13 protein-coding genes are annotated in these 14,106 nt (G+C 75.5%); 6 read left to right on the plus strand and 7 right to left on the minus strand.

Features of this window, described 5'->3' with window-relative positions; all coding sequences use genetic code 11:
- Window positions 1–51: 51 nt before the first annotated feature.
- Together eda and edd are read right to left on the minus strand one after the other, a co-directional pair.
- Window positions 52–678, minus strand: a complete 627-nt coding sequence (gene eda / locus PP1_RS02920) for a bifunctional 4-hydroxy-2-oxoglutarate aldolase/2-dehydro-3-deoxy-phosphogluconate aldolase (protein WP_060576148.1) — start codon at window positions 676–678, stop codon at window positions 52–54.
- Window positions 679–706: 28 nt separating this feature from the next.
- A complete protein-coding gene (edd, locus tag PP1_RS02925; protein WP_010230373.1) occupies window positions 707–2,551 on the minus strand; it encodes a phosphogluconate dehydratase in 1,845 nt (614 codons plus the stop codon).
- A 161-nt stretch (window positions 2,552–2,712) separates the two neighbouring features.
- Between edd and PP1_RS02930 the strand changes: the two genes are divergently transcribed.
- Window positions 2,713–3,897, plus strand: coding sequence for an ROK family transcriptional regulator (locus tag PP1_RS02930; RefSeq protein WP_010230371.1), 1,185 nt, complete (start codon window positions 2,713–2,715; stop codon window positions 3,895–3,897).
- 10 nt (window positions 3,898–3,907) lie between these two features.
- Here PP1_RS02930 and PP1_RS02935 read toward each other — a convergent pair whose 3' ends face one another.
- Window positions 3,908–4,657, minus strand: coding sequence for a GNAT family N-acetyltransferase (locus PP1_RS02935; RefSeq protein ID WP_075314194.1), 750 nt, complete (start codon window positions 4,655–4,657; stop codon window positions 3,908–3,910).
- 148 nt (window positions 4,658–4,805) lie between these two features.
- On the opposite strand from PP1_RS02935, the gene galK reads away from it, so the two are divergent.
- Both galK and zwf read left to right on the plus strand, forming a co-directional pair.
- Complete coding sequence (gene galK / locus PP1_RS02940; protein ID WP_010227839.1) at window positions 4,806–5,936, plus strand: galactokinase; 1,131 nt, start codon at window positions 4,806–4,808, stop codon at window positions 5,934–5,936.
- A 158-nt stretch (window positions 5,937–6,094) separates the two neighbouring features.
- Entirely contained in the window at window positions 6,095–7,609 is a 1,515-nt protein-coding gene (gene zwf, locus PP1_RS02945; RefSeq protein ID WP_010227841.1) for a glucose-6-phosphate dehydrogenase, read from the plus strand.
- On the opposite strand, the gene cobM is transcribed toward zwf, so the two are convergent.
- From cobM to cobT, 3 genes are read right to left on the minus strand one after another with little or no spacing between them, the layout of a single operon-like run.
- Entirely contained in the window at window positions 7,603–8,349 is a 747-nt protein-coding gene (gene cobM, locus PP1_RS02950; protein ID WP_010227843.1) for a precorrin-4 C(11)-methyltransferase, read from the minus strand. The genes zwf and cobM overlap by 7 nt on opposite strands.
- Window positions 8,346–9,581 carry a precorrin-6y C5,15-methyltransferase (decarboxylating) subunit CbiE gene (gene cbiE, locus PP1_RS02955; protein WP_075314193.1) on the minus strand — a complete coding sequence of 412 codons (1,236 nt, stop codon included), beginning with the start codon at window positions 9,579–9,581 and terminating at the stop codon, window positions 8,346–8,348. Before cbiE ends, cobM begins: the two co-directional genes overlap by 4 nt.
- Window positions 9,574–11,292, minus strand: a complete 1,719-nt coding sequence (gene cobT, locus PP1_RS02960) for a nicotinate-nucleotide--dimethylbenzimidazole phosphoribosyltransferase (protein ID WP_202968924.1) — start codon at window positions 11,290–11,292, stop codon at window positions 9,574–9,576. The genes cbiE and cobT overlap by 8 nt, the downstream gene beginning before the upstream one ends.
- A gap of 123 nt (window positions 11,293–11,415) precedes the next feature.
- Between cobT and PP1_RS02965 the strand changes: the two genes are divergently transcribed.
- Window positions 11,416–11,793 (plus strand): YchJ family protein, encoded by a 378-nt coding sequence (locus tag PP1_RS02965; RefSeq protein WP_369821702.1) that lies wholly within the window; start codon window positions 11,416–11,418, stop codon window positions 11,791–11,793.
- Here the strand turns inward: PP1_RS02965 and PP1_RS02970 are convergent.
- Window positions 11,760–11,978 carry a hypothetical protein gene (locus tag PP1_RS02970; protein ID WP_010230187.1) on the minus strand — a complete coding sequence of 73 codons (219 nt, stop codon included), beginning with the start codon at window positions 11,976–11,978 and terminating at the stop codon, window positions 11,760–11,762. The two genes, PP1_RS02965 and PP1_RS02970, sit on opposite strands and share 34 nt — an antisense overlap.
- A 113-nt stretch (window positions 11,979–12,091) precedes the next feature.
- Between PP1_RS02970 and PP1_RS02975 the strand changes: the two genes are divergently transcribed.
- Both PP1_RS02975 and PP1_RS02980 read left to right on the plus strand, forming a co-directional pair.
- Complete coding sequence (locus PP1_RS02975) at window positions 12,092–13,270, plus strand: CaiB/BaiF CoA transferase family protein (protein ID WP_010230190.1); 1,179 nt, start codon at window positions 12,092–12,094, stop codon at window positions 13,268–13,270.
- A 243-nt stretch (window positions 13,271–13,513) separates the two neighbouring features.
- Window positions 13,514–13,999, plus strand: a complete 486-nt coding sequence (locus tag PP1_RS02980; protein ID WP_010230193.1) for a DUF4188 domain-containing protein — start codon at window positions 13,514–13,516, stop codon at window positions 13,997–13,999.
- Window positions 14,000–14,106 lie beyond the last annotated feature (107 nt).

Below are 14,106 nucleotides of genomic sequence, written 5' to 3' on the forward strand. Positions count from 1 at the left end.
GGCAGGGGTCGTCGCTCGCCGACCAGACTTCCCGGCACACCGGTGGAGACCCTACCGTCCGCCTCCCAGCGCCGCCGCCTCGGCGGCCAGGTCCCGGATCCGGCCGAAGTCCCCCGCCGCGACCAGGTCGGCCGGGGTCAGCCAGGACCCGCCCACGCAGGACACGTTCGGCAGCGCCAGGTAGTCCGGCGCCGACGCGGGGGTGATCCCGCCGGTCGGGCAGAACCGCAGGTCCGGCAGCGGGCCGGCGACCGACTTCAGGAACGGGCGCCCGCCCGCCGCCTCGGCCGGGAAGAACTTCATCGCGGTGTGCCCGCGCTCGGCGACCGCGAGCATCTCCGAGATCGACGACGTCCCAGGCAGCAGGTCCAGCCCGGAGTCCTCCATCGCGTCCAGCAGCCGCGGGGTCGCCCCCGGGCTGACCAGGAACCGGGCACCCGCCGCGACCGACGCGGTGACGTCGGCCGGGGTGCGGACGGTCCCGGTCCCGACGACCGCGCCGGGCACCTCGGCCGCGATCCGCCGGACGGCCTCGGTGGCGGCCGGGGTCCGCAGGGTGACCTCGATGACGGGCAGCCCGCCGTCGACCAGCGCGCGGGCCAGCGGGACGGCGGCGCCGGCGTCGTCGAGCACGACGACGGGGACGACGGGGGCCAGCTCCAGCAGCTTCTCGCTCACGGTGTGTTCCTCACGGTGTGGTCGGTTCCTACAGGGCGACGGTCGCACCCTCGTCGGCCGGCCCGACGACGGCCCGGAACGCGGCGAACAGCTCCCGGCCGATCCCGAACGTCGGCCCGGACGGCTCGTCGCGCCGCGCGGGCTCGCGGGCGTCGAACTCGTCGGCGTCGACCAGCAGCGACAGGGTGCCGACCAGGGTGTCGAGCCGGATCGGGTCGCCGTCGCGCACCTTCTGCAGCGGCCCGCCGCGGGCGGCCTCGGGGGTGACGTGCAGCGCCGCGGGGACCTTGCCCGACGCACCGGACATCCGGCCGTCCGTCACGACGGCGACCCGCTGCCCGCGGTCCTGCAGCACCCCGAGCGCCGGGGTGAGCTTGTGCAGCTCGGGCATCCCGTTGGACCGCGGCCCCTGGTAGCGGACGACGGCGACGAAGTCCCGCCCGTCGAGCTCACCCGCGTGGTAGGCGGCCAGCAGCTCGTCCTGGTCCTCGACGACGACGGCGGGCGCCTCGACGACGCGGTGGTCCGGCTCCACGGCGGAGGTCTTGACCACCGACCGGCCGAGGTCGCCGTGCAGCACGCGCAGGCCGCCGTCCGGGGCGAAGGGGTCCGCGACGCCCCGCAGGACGGACTTGTCCGGGCTCTCCTCCGGACCCTCGCGCCAGACCAGCCCGCCGTCGGCGAGGAACGGCTCGCGGGTGTAGCGGGACAGGCCCGGCCCGTCGACGGTGGCGACGTCGTCGTGCAGCAGCCCGGCCCGGACGAGCTCACGGACCAGCAGCTGGACGCCGCCCGCGGCCCGGAAGTGGTTCACGTCGGCCTCGCCGTTCGGGTAGATCCGGGCGAGGAGCGGCACCACCGACGAGAGGTCGGAGAAGTCGTCCCAGGTGATCTGCACGCCCGCGGCGGCGGCCATCGCGACCAGGTGCATCGTGTGGTTGGTCGAGCCGCCGGTCGCCAGCAGCGCCACGATCCCGTTGACGACGGCCTTCTCGTCGACGATCTCGCCCATGGCGAGGGACCGGTCCCCGGCCGCCGCGAGTGCCCGGCGGGCGGTCTCGGCGGTCAGCGCGTCGCGCAGCGGGGTGCCCGGGTTGACGAACGTCGAGCCCGGCAGGTGCAGGCCCATGATCTCCATGAGCAGCTGGTTGGAGTTCGCGGTGCCGAAGAACGTGCAGGTCCCGGGCCCGTGGTAGCTCTGCGACTCGGCCTCGAGCAGCTCGGCGCGGTCGATCTCGCCCGCGGCGAACGCCTGCCGCACGCGGGCCTTCTCCTTGTTCGGCAGGCCCGAGGGCATCGGGCCGGCCGGGGCGAGCAGCACCGGGAGGTGGCCGAACGACAGCGCCCCCATCACGAGCCCGGGGACGATCTTGTCGCAGACGCCGAGCAGCACCGCGGCGTCGAACATGTCGTGCGAGAGCGCGACCGCGGTGGACATCGCGATCACGTCGCGGGAGAACAGCGACAGCTCCATGCCGGCGCGGCCCTGGGTGATGCCGTCGCACATCGCCGGCACACCGCCGGCGACCTGGGCGACGCCGCCGGCGTCGCGGGCGGCCTCCTTGATCAGGGCCGGGTAGGTCTCGAACGGCTGGTGCGCCGAGAGCATGTCGTTGTAGGCGGTGACGATCGCGAGGTTGCGGGCGGGCGTCGCGGTGAGCGTCAGCTTGTCCGGGCCGCAGGCGGCGGCGCCGTGGGCGAGGTTCGCGCAGCCCAGGCCCTCGCGGGTGGGGCCGGCGGCGGGCCCGGCGGCCGAGCGGATGCGCTCCAGATAGGCGGCCCGGGTGGTGGCGGAACGGGCGGTCACCCGCCGGGTGACCTCGTCGAGGACGGGGTGGGTCTCCGGGGTGCGGTTCTCGGAGGGAGGGGTCACGGCGCGTCGATCTCCTGTGGTGGGCGGATGGCGGGCCGAACGTGTGCGGCACCACGGGCGCCACGCTTAAGAACTCTAGCGATCCACTTACGTACTCACAAGACAATAGTGTGACCGGATCAGCGTCTTGCCAGCTCAAAGCCCTGTGGTTCACTGGACGAATGCGAGGACGCACCCCGACCAGCGCGCCCGCGACCGCGGGCGAGATCTTCCGGCTGGTCCGGGACGGCGTGGCGGCCACCCGGACCGAGATCGGTCGCGAGACCGGCCTGTCCCGGACCGCCGTGGCCGCACGCGTGGACCGGCTGCTCTCCGACGGCCTCGTGACCGAGGTCGTCGGCGCCGCCGCCACCGGCGGCCGCCCGGCCGCGCGCCTGGAGTTCAACGCCGCGGGCGGCACGGTGCTCGCGCTGTCCGTCGGCGTCAGCCGCTCCAAGGCCGCCGTGTGCGACCTGGCCGGCACCATCCTGGCCGAGGGCGTGATCGACCAGCCGGCCGCCGTCGGGCCCGAGAGGCTGCTCGGCGACGCGGTGACGGTGATGGAGAAGCTGCTGCTCGACGCGGGTGTCGAGGACACCGGCATCCGCGGCATCGGGCTGTCGATCCCGGGCGCGGTGGACCGGGTACGGGGCTGGTCGGTGGGCGTGCCGTCGCTGCCCGGCTGGGAGCACGTGCCGCTCGCACCGCTGCTCACCGAGCGCTTCCCGGCACCGGTGCGGGTGGACAACGACGTGAACGCCATGGCCCTGGCCGAGCACGACGCGCACCCCGACGTCGACGACCTGCTGATGGTCAAGATCGGGTCCGGGGTCGGGGCCGGGCTGGTGTCCGGCGGGTTCCTGCAGCGCGGTGCGTGGGGTGCCGCGGGCGAGATCGGGCACACCCCGGTCCAGGACGGGCCGGGGATCGGCTGCGGCTGCGGCAACGTCGACTGCCTGGAGGTGCTCGCCTCCGGCCGGGCGCTCGTGCGGGACCTGTCCGACGGGCGGCCCGAGGGCGAGGTCACCTCGATCGCCGACGTCGTCGAGCTGGTGAAGCGGGGCGACCCGGACGCCGTGCGGCTGGTCCGGATCGCCGGGCGCCGGCTCGGCGAGGTGCTGGCCGCGGCGGTCAACCTGGTCAACCCGGCGCTCGTCGCGATCGGCGGCGACCTGGTGGGCGCGTTCGACCCGCTGGTCGCCGGCGTCCGCGAGGCGATCTACCGCCGGTCGATGGCGACGGCGACGCAGAACCTGCGGATCGAGCCCGGGCTGCTCGCCGGGCGCAGCGGCGTCACGGGCTGCGCCATCCTCGTGCTCGACGACGTGCTCTCGGCCGGTTCGGTCGACGCGACCCTCTCGGCCTGAGCCCGCGCCCTCAGAGCGCGGGCGGCGTGCGCACCAGGTCGAACCGCATCGGGCGCGCCACCTCGAAGCCCATCGCGCGGTAGAGCCGGATCGCCCCCTCGTTGGACGCCGAGGCGTGCAGTACCGGCCGCTCGCCGCGGGCGACGATCCCGGCCGCGACCGCGTCCACCAGGCGCCGGGCCAGCCCGCGCCCGCGGTGCTCCGGGTCGGTGCACACCGCGCTGATCTCGGTCGCGCCGCCGGGACCGGCGGGGCCGAGACGCATCCGCTCACCGGCCATCGCGACCAGCCGCCCGCCGTCGCGGATCCCGAGGTAGGTGCCCAGCTCGGCGGTGCGCGCCAGCCACGGTCCGGGCCGGGTGCGGGCGGTCAGCGCCGCCATCTCGGCGCGGTCACCCGGGCCGAGCTCGACCGCCTCGCCGTCCGGCTCGCCGGGGACGGCGGCGCCGTCCATCTGGACCCCCGGGAACGCCACCGACAGCGCCCAGCCCGCGGGGAGCGCCGGCGGGCCGTCCCCGGCCCGGACGACGACGACCTCCTGCCCCGGCCCGCACAGTGCGGCGAGGTCCGCCCAGTCTGCGCCGGACGGGTCCAGCGGCAGCCCGCCGAACGGCGAGACGGCCGGGTCGAAGCGGGCCGCACCGCCGCGCACCGTCCCGAACCGGCGGAGCCGCCCCCCGAGGGCGCCGGGGACCGGGTTGAGCAGCACTTCCGGCAGGGTCGCGCTGCCGGGGCCGGATGCGGTCGCGTGATCGGGCACGGTCCGATCGTGCCTCCGCGGCCACCGGCACGCGTCAGGGGGTCCGCTACGGTTCCCGCGTGAGTTGCACGTCGGAGAAGACACGGCGGGACGGCCGGGCGGACCTCGACGCGAGCCTCCGGGCCGTCGCCGGCACCGGGAGCACCGCATGACCGCCGCCGACGCCTTCGCCGCCGACCGGGGCACCGCCCCGTCCGGGGTCTGGTTCGCGCCGGGCCGCGTCAACCTGATCGGCGAGCACACCGACTACAACGACGGCTTCGTCCTGCCCTTCGCCCTGCCGCACCGGGCGGTCGTCGCGGCCGGCCCGGCGGGCGGGCGTAGCCGGGTCCGGTCGGCGCAGGAGCCGTCCGGCGCCGTCGAGTTCGACGCGTCGACCGTGGCGCCCGGCGACGTCGAGGGCTGGGCCGCCTACGTCGCCGGGACCTGCTGGGCGTTCCGCGAGGCCGGCCACCCGGTCGCCGACCTGGAGATCGAGCTGGACTCGGACGTCCCGGTCGGGGCCGGGCTGTCGTCGTCGGCGGCGGTGGAGTGCGCGGTCGGGGTCGCGCTGGCCGGGCTCGCCGGGGTGGAGATCGGTCCGACCGAGCTGGCCCGCATCGCCCGGCGCGCGGAGAACGAGTTCGTCGGTGCCCCCACCGGTGGGATGGACCAGATGGCGTCGATGCACGGCCGGGCCGGCCGGCTGGTCTTCCTCGACACCCGCGACGACACGGTCGAGCTGGTGCCGTTCGAGCTCGGCCCGCACGGGCTGGAGCTGCTGGTGATCGACACCCGGGCCCCGCACGCGCACGCCGGCGGCGAGTACGGGCAGCGGCGCGCGGACTGCGAGGAGGCCGCCGCCGCACTGGGCGTGGGTGCGCTGCGCGACGCGACCGCCGACGCCGTCGAGCGGCTGACCGACGACCGGGTCCGCCGCCGGGCGCGGCACGTCGTCACCGAGAACGACCGGGTCCGCGCGGTGGTGGAGCTCCTCGGCTCCGGCGCCGACCCGCGGGAGATCGGCCCGCTGCTCGACGCCTCGCACACCTCGATGCGCGACGACTTCGAGATCACCGTCCCGCACGTCGACGTCGCCGTGGAGGCGGCCAGGGCCGGTGGCGCGGCCGGCGCGCGGATGACCGGCGGTGGGTTCGGCGGGTGCGTGATCGCGCTCGTCCCGGCGGAGGCGGCCGCGGCCGTCACCGGCTCGGTGGAGCGGGCCTACGCCGAGCGCGGCTGGACGGCGCCGGTGGTGTTCCCCGGGACGCCGAGCGAGGGCGCGGGCCGCCTCTCCTGATCCCGGGACCCCCGCGCTCCGGCCCGGATACCGGGCCATCGGGCACGCCGGGACCACTTCGGCTTTCGAGAGACCGATCAGAGTCGGTACAGTACTGAATCGGCCCGTCGCCCACGGGCCGAAGGCACTCAGAACTCGTTCGACCGAGGAGACGGCTCGTGCCGCACCCCCTGCCCGTCATGGACCCCGCCGACGTCCTCGTCTTCGGCGGCACCGGCGACCTCGCCATGCGCAAGCTGCTGCCGGCCCTCTACCTGCGCGACCGCGACGGCCAGCTCGCGGGCGACACCCGGATCGTCGCGGTGTCCCGCTCCGGCCTCGACGACGCCGACTACCGCGACAAGGTCGACTCCGAGCTGCGCCGCACCGCGCCCCGCTGGGCCGGGCCGGACGCCTGCTCCGACGACGCCCTGCACGACCGGTTCCTCCAGCGGCTGCACCACGTGACCCTCGACGTCGCCGACGACGACTGGTCCCACCTCACCGACCTCGTCGGCCCGGCCGACGACCGCATCCGGGTGCTCTACCTGGCGTCCGCGCCGCAGCTGTTCGGCCGGATCTGCGTCGGGAGCGCGCAGGCGGGCATCGTCGACGACCGCACCCGCGTCGTGCTGGAGAAGCCGCTCGGGCACGACCTCGCCTCCGCCAAGGCGATCAACGACGAGGTCGGGTCGGTCTTCGCGGAGGAGCAGATCTACCGGATCGACCACTACCTCGGTAAGGAGACCGTCCAGAACCTGCTGGTCCTGCGCTTCGGCAACTCCCTGTTCGAGCCGATGTGGAACGCCGGCCAGATCGACCACGTGCAGATCACCGTGTCGGAGTCGATCGGCGTCGGGAACCGCGCCGACTACTACGACGGTTCCGGCGCGCTGCGGGACATGGTCCAGAACCATCTGCTGCAGCTGCTCTGCCTGGTCGCGATGGAGCCGCCCGCCCGGATCGACGGCGAGGGCGTCCGCGACGAGAAGCTGAAGGTCCTGCAGTCGCTGAAGCCCCTCGACGGGCCGGACGTCGTCCGCGACACCGTCCGCGGGCAGTACGTCGAGGGCCTGGTCGAGGGGCAGGCCGTGCCGGGCTACCCGACGGAGCTCGCCGAGTCCCGCGCCGGCACCCCGCGCGAGCGGGAGCGGTCGACCACCGAGACCTTCGTCGCGCTGCGCGCCGAGGTCGGCAACTGGCGCTGGGCGGGGGTGCCGTTCTACCTGCGCACCGGCAAGCGGCTGGCCACGCACGCGTCGGAGATCGTCGTGCAGTTCAAGCCGGTCCCGCACTCGATCTTCCCCGCGTTCGGCGGGGAGATCCCGGCGAACCGCCTGGTGCTGCGGCTGCAGCCCGACGAGGGCGTCCGCCTGCACATGACCGCCAAGGAGCCCGGCCCCGGCGGGATCCGCCCGATCCCGGCGCCGCTGGACCTGTCGTTCGCCCGCACCTTCGGCGACCGGCTGCCCGACGCCTACGAGCGGCTCCTGATGGACGTGCTCCGCGGCAACCCGACGCTGTTCATGCGGCGCGACGAGATCGAGGCCGCCTGGACCTGGGCCGAGCCCATCCTGCGCACCTGGGAGAGCACCGGCCAGCAGCCGCGGCCCTATGCGGCGGGCAGCGCCGGACCGGCGTCGGCGACCGCACTGATCGAGCGCGACGGCCGGGCCTGGCACGAGGACTACTGATCCCGGCAGCGGGCGTTCGAGTAGAGGTGCGAGTCCGGGAAGTGCCGGGCCGCGAGCGCGTCACCCACGATGATCACGGCGGTGCGCTCGATCCCGGCCTCCCGGACGGCCTTGGGCATCCCGTCGAGGGTGCCCCGCAGCACGATCTCGTGCGCCCGTGACGCGTGCGCGACGACGGCGGCCGGGCAGTCGCCGCCGTACGCCGGGGCGAGCGCGTCGACGACCTCGTCGATCCGGTGCACCGCCAGGTGCAGGACGACCGTCCCGCCCGCCCGGCCGAGCCCGGCGAGGTTCTCCGCGTCGGGCATCGGCGTGGCGCGGGCCGCGATCCGGGTGAGGGTGACGGTCTGCGCGACGGTCGGGACGGTCAGCTCCCGGCCCAGCGCGGCGGCCGCCGCCGCGTAGGCGGGGACGCCGGGGCACACGTCGTACGGGACGCCCTCGGCCTCGAGCCTGCGCATCTGCTCGGCCATCGCCGAGAACACCGACGGGTCGCCGGACGCGAGCCGCGCGACGTCGAGCCCGTGCCGGTGCGCCCGGACCATCTCGTCGAGGATCTCGTCGAGGGTCATGAGCGCCGTGTCCACGGTCCGCGCGCCCGGCGGGCAGATCTCCAGCATCTCCGGCGGCACCAGGCTGCCCGCGTACAGGCAGACCGGCGACGCCGCGATGAGGTCACGGGCCCGCAGCGTCAGCAGGTCGACCGCGCCCGGCCCCGCCCCGATGAAGTGCACGGTCACGGTGCGTCCCCCTTCTCGTACGTCCAGATCGTCACCGGCATCCCCGGCCGCCAGCCGTGGAAGCCGCCGACGGGTTCGGCACGGGCCACCTGGACCCGCACCAGGTCGCCGCCGTGCTCGGCGTGCGCCGCCGCGAGCAACGCCTCGGTCGCCGTGGTGACGGCGTTCGCGACCAGCCGTCCGCCCGGCCGCAACGCGGCCAGGCACGCGTCGAGCACGCCGTCGCGGGTCAGCCCGCCGCCGACGAACACGACGTCCGGTCCCGGGAGGCCCGCCAGCGCGTCCGGGGCGCTGCCGGTCACCACCCGCAGGCCCGGCACGCCGAGCGCGGCGGCGTTGGCGGCGACCCGGTCCGCCCGCTCGGGGCGGGACTCGACGGCGACCGCCCGGCAGGACGGGTGGGCCCGCATCCACTCGATCCCGATCGACCCGGACCCGGCACCGACGTCCCACAGCAGCTCACCGGGCCGCGGTGCGAGGTGCGCCAGGGTCACGGCACGCACCTCGCGCTTGGTGAGCTGGCCGTCGTGGTCGTAGAGGGCGTCGGGCAGGCCGGGGGTCTCGCCGGGCGGGCGGAGGCCGCCGTCGGGGACGCACTCGACGGCGACGACGTTGAGCGGGTCGGCCTCGCCGCGCCAGCCGGCGGCGGTGCTCGCGACGACGCGCTCGTCGCCGGCACCGAGGCGTTCCAGCACCGTCAGGCGCGACCGGCCCCAGCCGGCGCCGGTGAGCAACCCGGCGATCTCCGACGGCGATCCGGCGCCGGCCGAGAGCACGACCAGCCGGGCGCCCGGCGCGAGCGCGCGGCGCAGCGCGTCGAGCGGGCGACCGACGACCGACAGCACCCGCACGTGCTCCGACCCCCAGCCCAGCCGGGCACACGCCAGCGCCACCGACGACGGGTGGGCCAGCACCCGCAGCCGGTCCGGCCCGGCGACCCGGGCCAGGGTCGCACCGATCCCGAAGAACATCGGGTCCCCGGACGCGAGCACCGCGACCCGGCGCCCGTCGAGCTCGTCGAGGATGCCGGGCAGGGCCGGGACCAGCGGCGACGGCCAGGCCCGCCGCTCCCCCGCCACGCCGTCGTCGGCCGGGCCGGGCAGCAGGCCGAGCTGGCGCGGCCCGCCGAGCAGCACGTCGGCCTCGCGCAGCGCCTGCCGCGCGGGCTCCGGAAGACCGGCCCAGCCGTCCGCCCCGATCCCGACGACCGTCACGGCCGGGTGGTCATCCATCGGTCTTGTCCGTGACCCCGGCGCTGTCGAAGGTGGCGACGTCGGCCATGGCGCGTGCCGCGCCCTGCAGGACCGGCAGTGACAGCAGCGCTCCGGTGCCCTCCCCCAGCCGCATGTCGAGCTCCAGCAGCGGCGCCAGGCCCAGCCGGTCCAGCGCGATCGCCCCGCCGGGCTCGGCGGAGCGGTGCCCCGCGAGGCAGTACCCGGCCGCGTCCGGCGCGAACGCCGCGGCGACCAGCGCGGCGGACCCGGCGATGACGCCGTCGAGCAGCACGGGGGTGCGCAGCGCGGCGGCGCCGAGGACGAACCCGGCGAGCCCGGCGTGCTCGAACCCGCCGACGGCGGCGAGCACCCCGAGCGGGTCCGCCGGATCGGGGCGGTGCAGGTCCAGGGCGCGGCGGACGACGTCGGTCTTGCGGACCAGGGTCTCGTCGTCGATCCCGGTGCCCCGGCCCGTCACCTCCGCGGGATCGGCGCCGGTGAAGGCGCACACCAGCGCGGCCGCGGCGGTGGTGTTGGCGATGCCCATGTCACCGGTGAGCAGGCAGCGGTTCCCGGCGGCGACGAGGTCGCGGGCCACCTCGATCCCGTGCTCGACGGCCGCGCGCGCCTGCTCCCGGGTCATGGCGGGGCCGGTGGTCATGTCGGCGGTGCCGTGCGCGACCTTGCGGGGCAGCAGGCCGGGCACCGGCTCCAGGTCCGCGGCGACCCCGATGTCGACGACCTGCACCTCCGCCCCGAGCTGGCGGGCGAACGCGTTGACGACGGCGCCGCCGTCGAGGAAGTTCGCCACCATCTGCACGGTGACCTCCTGCGGCCACGGCGTGACGCCCTGCGCGTGCACCCCGTGGTCGGCCGCGAACACGGCGACGGCGGCGGGCGACGGCACCGGCGGCGGGCACGCTCCGGCGATCCCGGAGAGGGCGACGGCGACGTCCTCGACCCGGCCCAGCGCCCCGCGCGGCTTGGTCATCCGGTCCAGCCGGTCCTGTGCCGCGGCGCGGGCCTCCCCGTCGACCGGGCCCACGACGTCCACGGTGGACTCCAGGAGGGTGGTGGGCTCGGCGCCGGGCAGCGCCCGGGCACCCCAGGTCTCCTGGTGCACCGCCCAGTCCAGCGGGCGGCGGCGGGCCCAGCCGTGCCCCTCCAGCTCGGGGCGGTCCGGGAAGCCGTCGACGTGCCCGACGCACAGGTAGGCGACGACCTCGACGTGCGCGGGGAGGCCGAGCAGCTCGTGCAGCGCGTCGATGCCGTCGTCGCCGAAGAAGCTGACCCAGCCGACGCCGAGGCCCTCCGCCCGCGCGGCCAGCCACAGGTTCTGCACGGCGAGAGCGGCCGAGTACGGCCCCATCTCCGGCCGGTCGTGCCTGCCGAGGGTGTGCCGGCCGCCGCGGGTCGGGTCGGCGGTGACGACGACGTTCAGCGGCGTCTCCCGGACCGCCTCGATCCGGATCGACCGCAGCGCCTCCGCCCGTGCCGCGGGCAGCTCGGCCGCGTACCGGTCCCGCTGCTCGGCGACGAGGGCGTACACCCGCTCACGGGTCGCCGGGTCGCGGACCAGGACGAAGTCCCAGGGCTGGGAGAACCCGACGCTCGGGGCGGCGTGCGCGGCCTCCAGCACCCGGGTGAGCACGGCGTCGTCGACCGGGTCCGGGCGGAATCCGGTGCGGACGTCCCGCCGGGAGTGCAGCACGTCGTAGAACCCCTGCACCCCTGACCTCCCGGTGATCGCGTCGCGGCAGCGAACGAGACGACCACACGTCTGTGCGGGCGGTCAACCGACGCCCCGCGGCCGGTCGGGCACCTCACACGGCGACGGGACCGCGGCGCGATACTGGGCCGCGTGAACTGCCCCTGCGGCACCGGCCGCCCCACCGACGCCTGCTGCGGCCCGGTGCTCGCCGGGCGTCCCGCGCCCACCGCCGAGGCACTGATGCGCAGCCGCTACACCGCGTTCGTGCTCGGCGACACCGCGCACCTGACGGCGTCGTGGCACTCCTCCACCCGGCCCCGGCGGCTGCGCCTGGAACCGGGCTCGGTGTGGACCGGGCTGGAGATCCTCGACCGGTCCGGCGGGTCGATGTCCGACACCGAGGGGACCGTCGAGTTCCGGGCGCACCGGACCGACGGTGCGCTCCACGAGCGGAGCCGGTTCGTCCGGGAGGACGGGCGCTGGGTCTACGTCGACGGGGACCTCTCCCCCGGCAGGTGACTGCCGTAGAGCCGCCACCCGCCCGCGGTCGGCTCCCAGTGCAGCTCCTCCCACGGGTTCGGGTCGATCCGCTCGAGCCGGGCCCACAGCTCCTCGTGGGCGCGGCCGACGTCGCGCAGGGCACGGCCGAGCCGGACGAGTACCTGGACGACGGCGCTGGTCGCGGTGCTGTTCTCGCTGTTCATGGCGACGATCGTGGCGGGATCGCGCCCCGCGGGGAACCGGCAGGAACGCCAGTGTCCGGCAAGATGCCGCCACGGTTGTCGGCGCCGCGCGCACACGGCTAGCGTGCCCGGACGTGGATCATCCCCCGCTCGGCGACGAGCCCACCGGAGGACCGCTGGACGGCGTGCTCGTCGCCGACTTCTCCCGCGTCCTGGCCGGGCCGTACGCGACCATGATGCTGGCCGACCTCGGCGCCACGGTGGTCAAGGTCGAGGGACCGGGCGGCGACGACACCCGCACCTGGAAGCCACCGGTCGTCACCGACCCCGAGCACGGCGACATCGCCACCTACTACCTGTCGATCAACCGGAACAAGCGGTCGATCGTGCTCGACCTGTCCGACCCGGGCGACCGGGACCTGGCGCAGCGGCTGGCACGCCGGGCCGACGTCCTGGTGGAGAACATGAAGCCGGGCGGGATGGCGCGCTTCGGGCTGGACCACGCCGCCGTCGCCCGGGAGAACCCGTCGGTCGTCTACTGCTCGATCTCCGGGTTCGGCACCCGGGGCGGCGCCCACCTGCCGGGCTACGACCTGCTCGTCCAGGCGGTCTCGGGCCTGATGAGCCTGACCGGCGCCGCCGACGGTCCGCCGTACCGCGCGGGCACCGCCGTGTTCGACGTGCTCACCGGCCTGCACGCGGCCCTCGCGGTCAGCGCCGCCCTGCGGCACCGCGAGCTGACCGGCGAGGGCCAGCTGCTGGAGACGAACCTGCTGTCGGTCGCGATGTCGACGCTGGTCAACCAGACCGAGGCCTACGTCGCCGCCGGCGCCGTGCCGCACCGGATGGGCAACGAGCACCCGAGCGTCTTCCCGTACCAGCCGATGCCGACCGCGGACGGCGAGCTGATCGTCATAGCCGCGAACGACGGCCAGTTCCGCAAGCTCGCCACCGTCCTCGGCGACCCGGCGATGGCGGAGGACCCGCGGTTCGCCACGATGTCGGACCGGATCGACCACCGCGCCGAGATCGAGCAGCGGCTGCGCGCCCGGCTCGCGACCCGCTCCGCGCAGGAGTGGTACACCGCGATCACCGAGGTCGGCGTGCCCTGCGGGCCGATCAACTCGGTCGACGGCGGCGTCGCGCTCGCCGAGGAGCTCGGCCTGGAGCCGGTCGTCCGCGCCGGCGACGACGCCGCGGTGCCCACCCTCCGCAACCCGGTCACCTGGTCGGGCACCCCGCCGTCCTACCGGCGCTCGCCACCGCCCCTCGGCGCGGACTCCGACGAGGTGCGGGCCTGGCTGGCGACGTAGACCGGCCCGGCCGGGACGCCCGCCGCCCAGCCGCAGCCCGGCCGCTGTCCGGCCGCTGTCCGGCGAGCCGGACTCCGGACCAGCCGGCACCTCCTGCGGAATCGCTGCCTCAGGCAGCGATCTCCGAGAACCCTTCCCCGGTGCTCGTCGTCACCACGCCCGGGAACACCCTCCTGTTACGGATAGCGTCACTATCCGATCGGCGGTAGCCTGCGACCACGGCGACCACGAAGGGACCGGACGATGGCGCAGTACACCCGGACGACGAACGAGGCCACCGACGACGAGATCGTCGTCTTCCTGATCGGCATGCGGTTCAGCAAGCCCTGGCGCCCGGACGCCTGGCTCCCGACGTTCACCGCGATGCCGAAGATGCTCGCCGAGCTCTCGGCCGACCCGGGATCGGGACTTCTCGGCTACCGCCTGACGATCGGCGCCGGTGGGCCGATGGTCGTCCAGTACTGGCGGGACCACGAGTCGCTCTACGCCTACGCGAACGACACCTCCGCCCTGCACCGGCCGGCCTGGGCGGCGTTCAACCGCCGCGCCCGCCGAGTCCCCGGGGCGGTCGGGATCTGGCACGAGACCTTCGTCGTGAAGGAGTTCGAGACGATCTACGGCGACATGCCACCGACCGGCCTGGCCAAGGCACTCGGCGTGCGGACGGTCGACGCGCGTACCGAGGGCGGGCGCCGCCGGCTGGCCGCGGCCCGCCGGACCGCCGCCTGACAGCCACCCGCGACGCGACGACCTGTGTTCCGCCGAACGCAGCGGCACGTCCCGCGACGGACAGCATCGCGTTCCGCGGAACGCGACGTCGGCCGCCGACGCTCACC

This window comes from Pseudonocardia sp. P1 (assembly GCF_000178675.2).
In the GTDB taxonomy this organism is placed as follows: Bacteria; Actinomycetota; Actinomycetes; order Mycobacteriales; family Pseudonocardiaceae; genus Pseudonocardia.

Coding starts and splice junctions, on each gene's coding strand:
- PP1_RS02930 (WP_010230371.1), top strand. CDS start 2,713: ATGCGAGGACGCACCCCGACCAGCGCGCCCGCGACCGCGGGCGAGATC.
- galK (WP_010227839.1), top strand. CDS start 4,806: ATGACCGCCGCCGACGCCTTCGCCGCCGACCGGGGCACCGCCCCGTCC.
- cbiE (WP_075314193.1), bottom strand. CDS start 9,581: ATGGATGACCACCCGGCCGTGACGGTCGTCGGGATCGGGGCGGACGGC.
- PP1_RS02970 (WP_010230187.1), bottom strand. CDS start 11,978: ATGAACAGCGAGAACAGCACCGCGACCAGCGCCGTCGTCCAGGTACTC.
- PP1_RS02980 (WP_010230193.1), top strand. CDS start 13,514: ATGGCGCAGTACACCCGGACGACGAACGAGGCCACCGACGACGAGATC.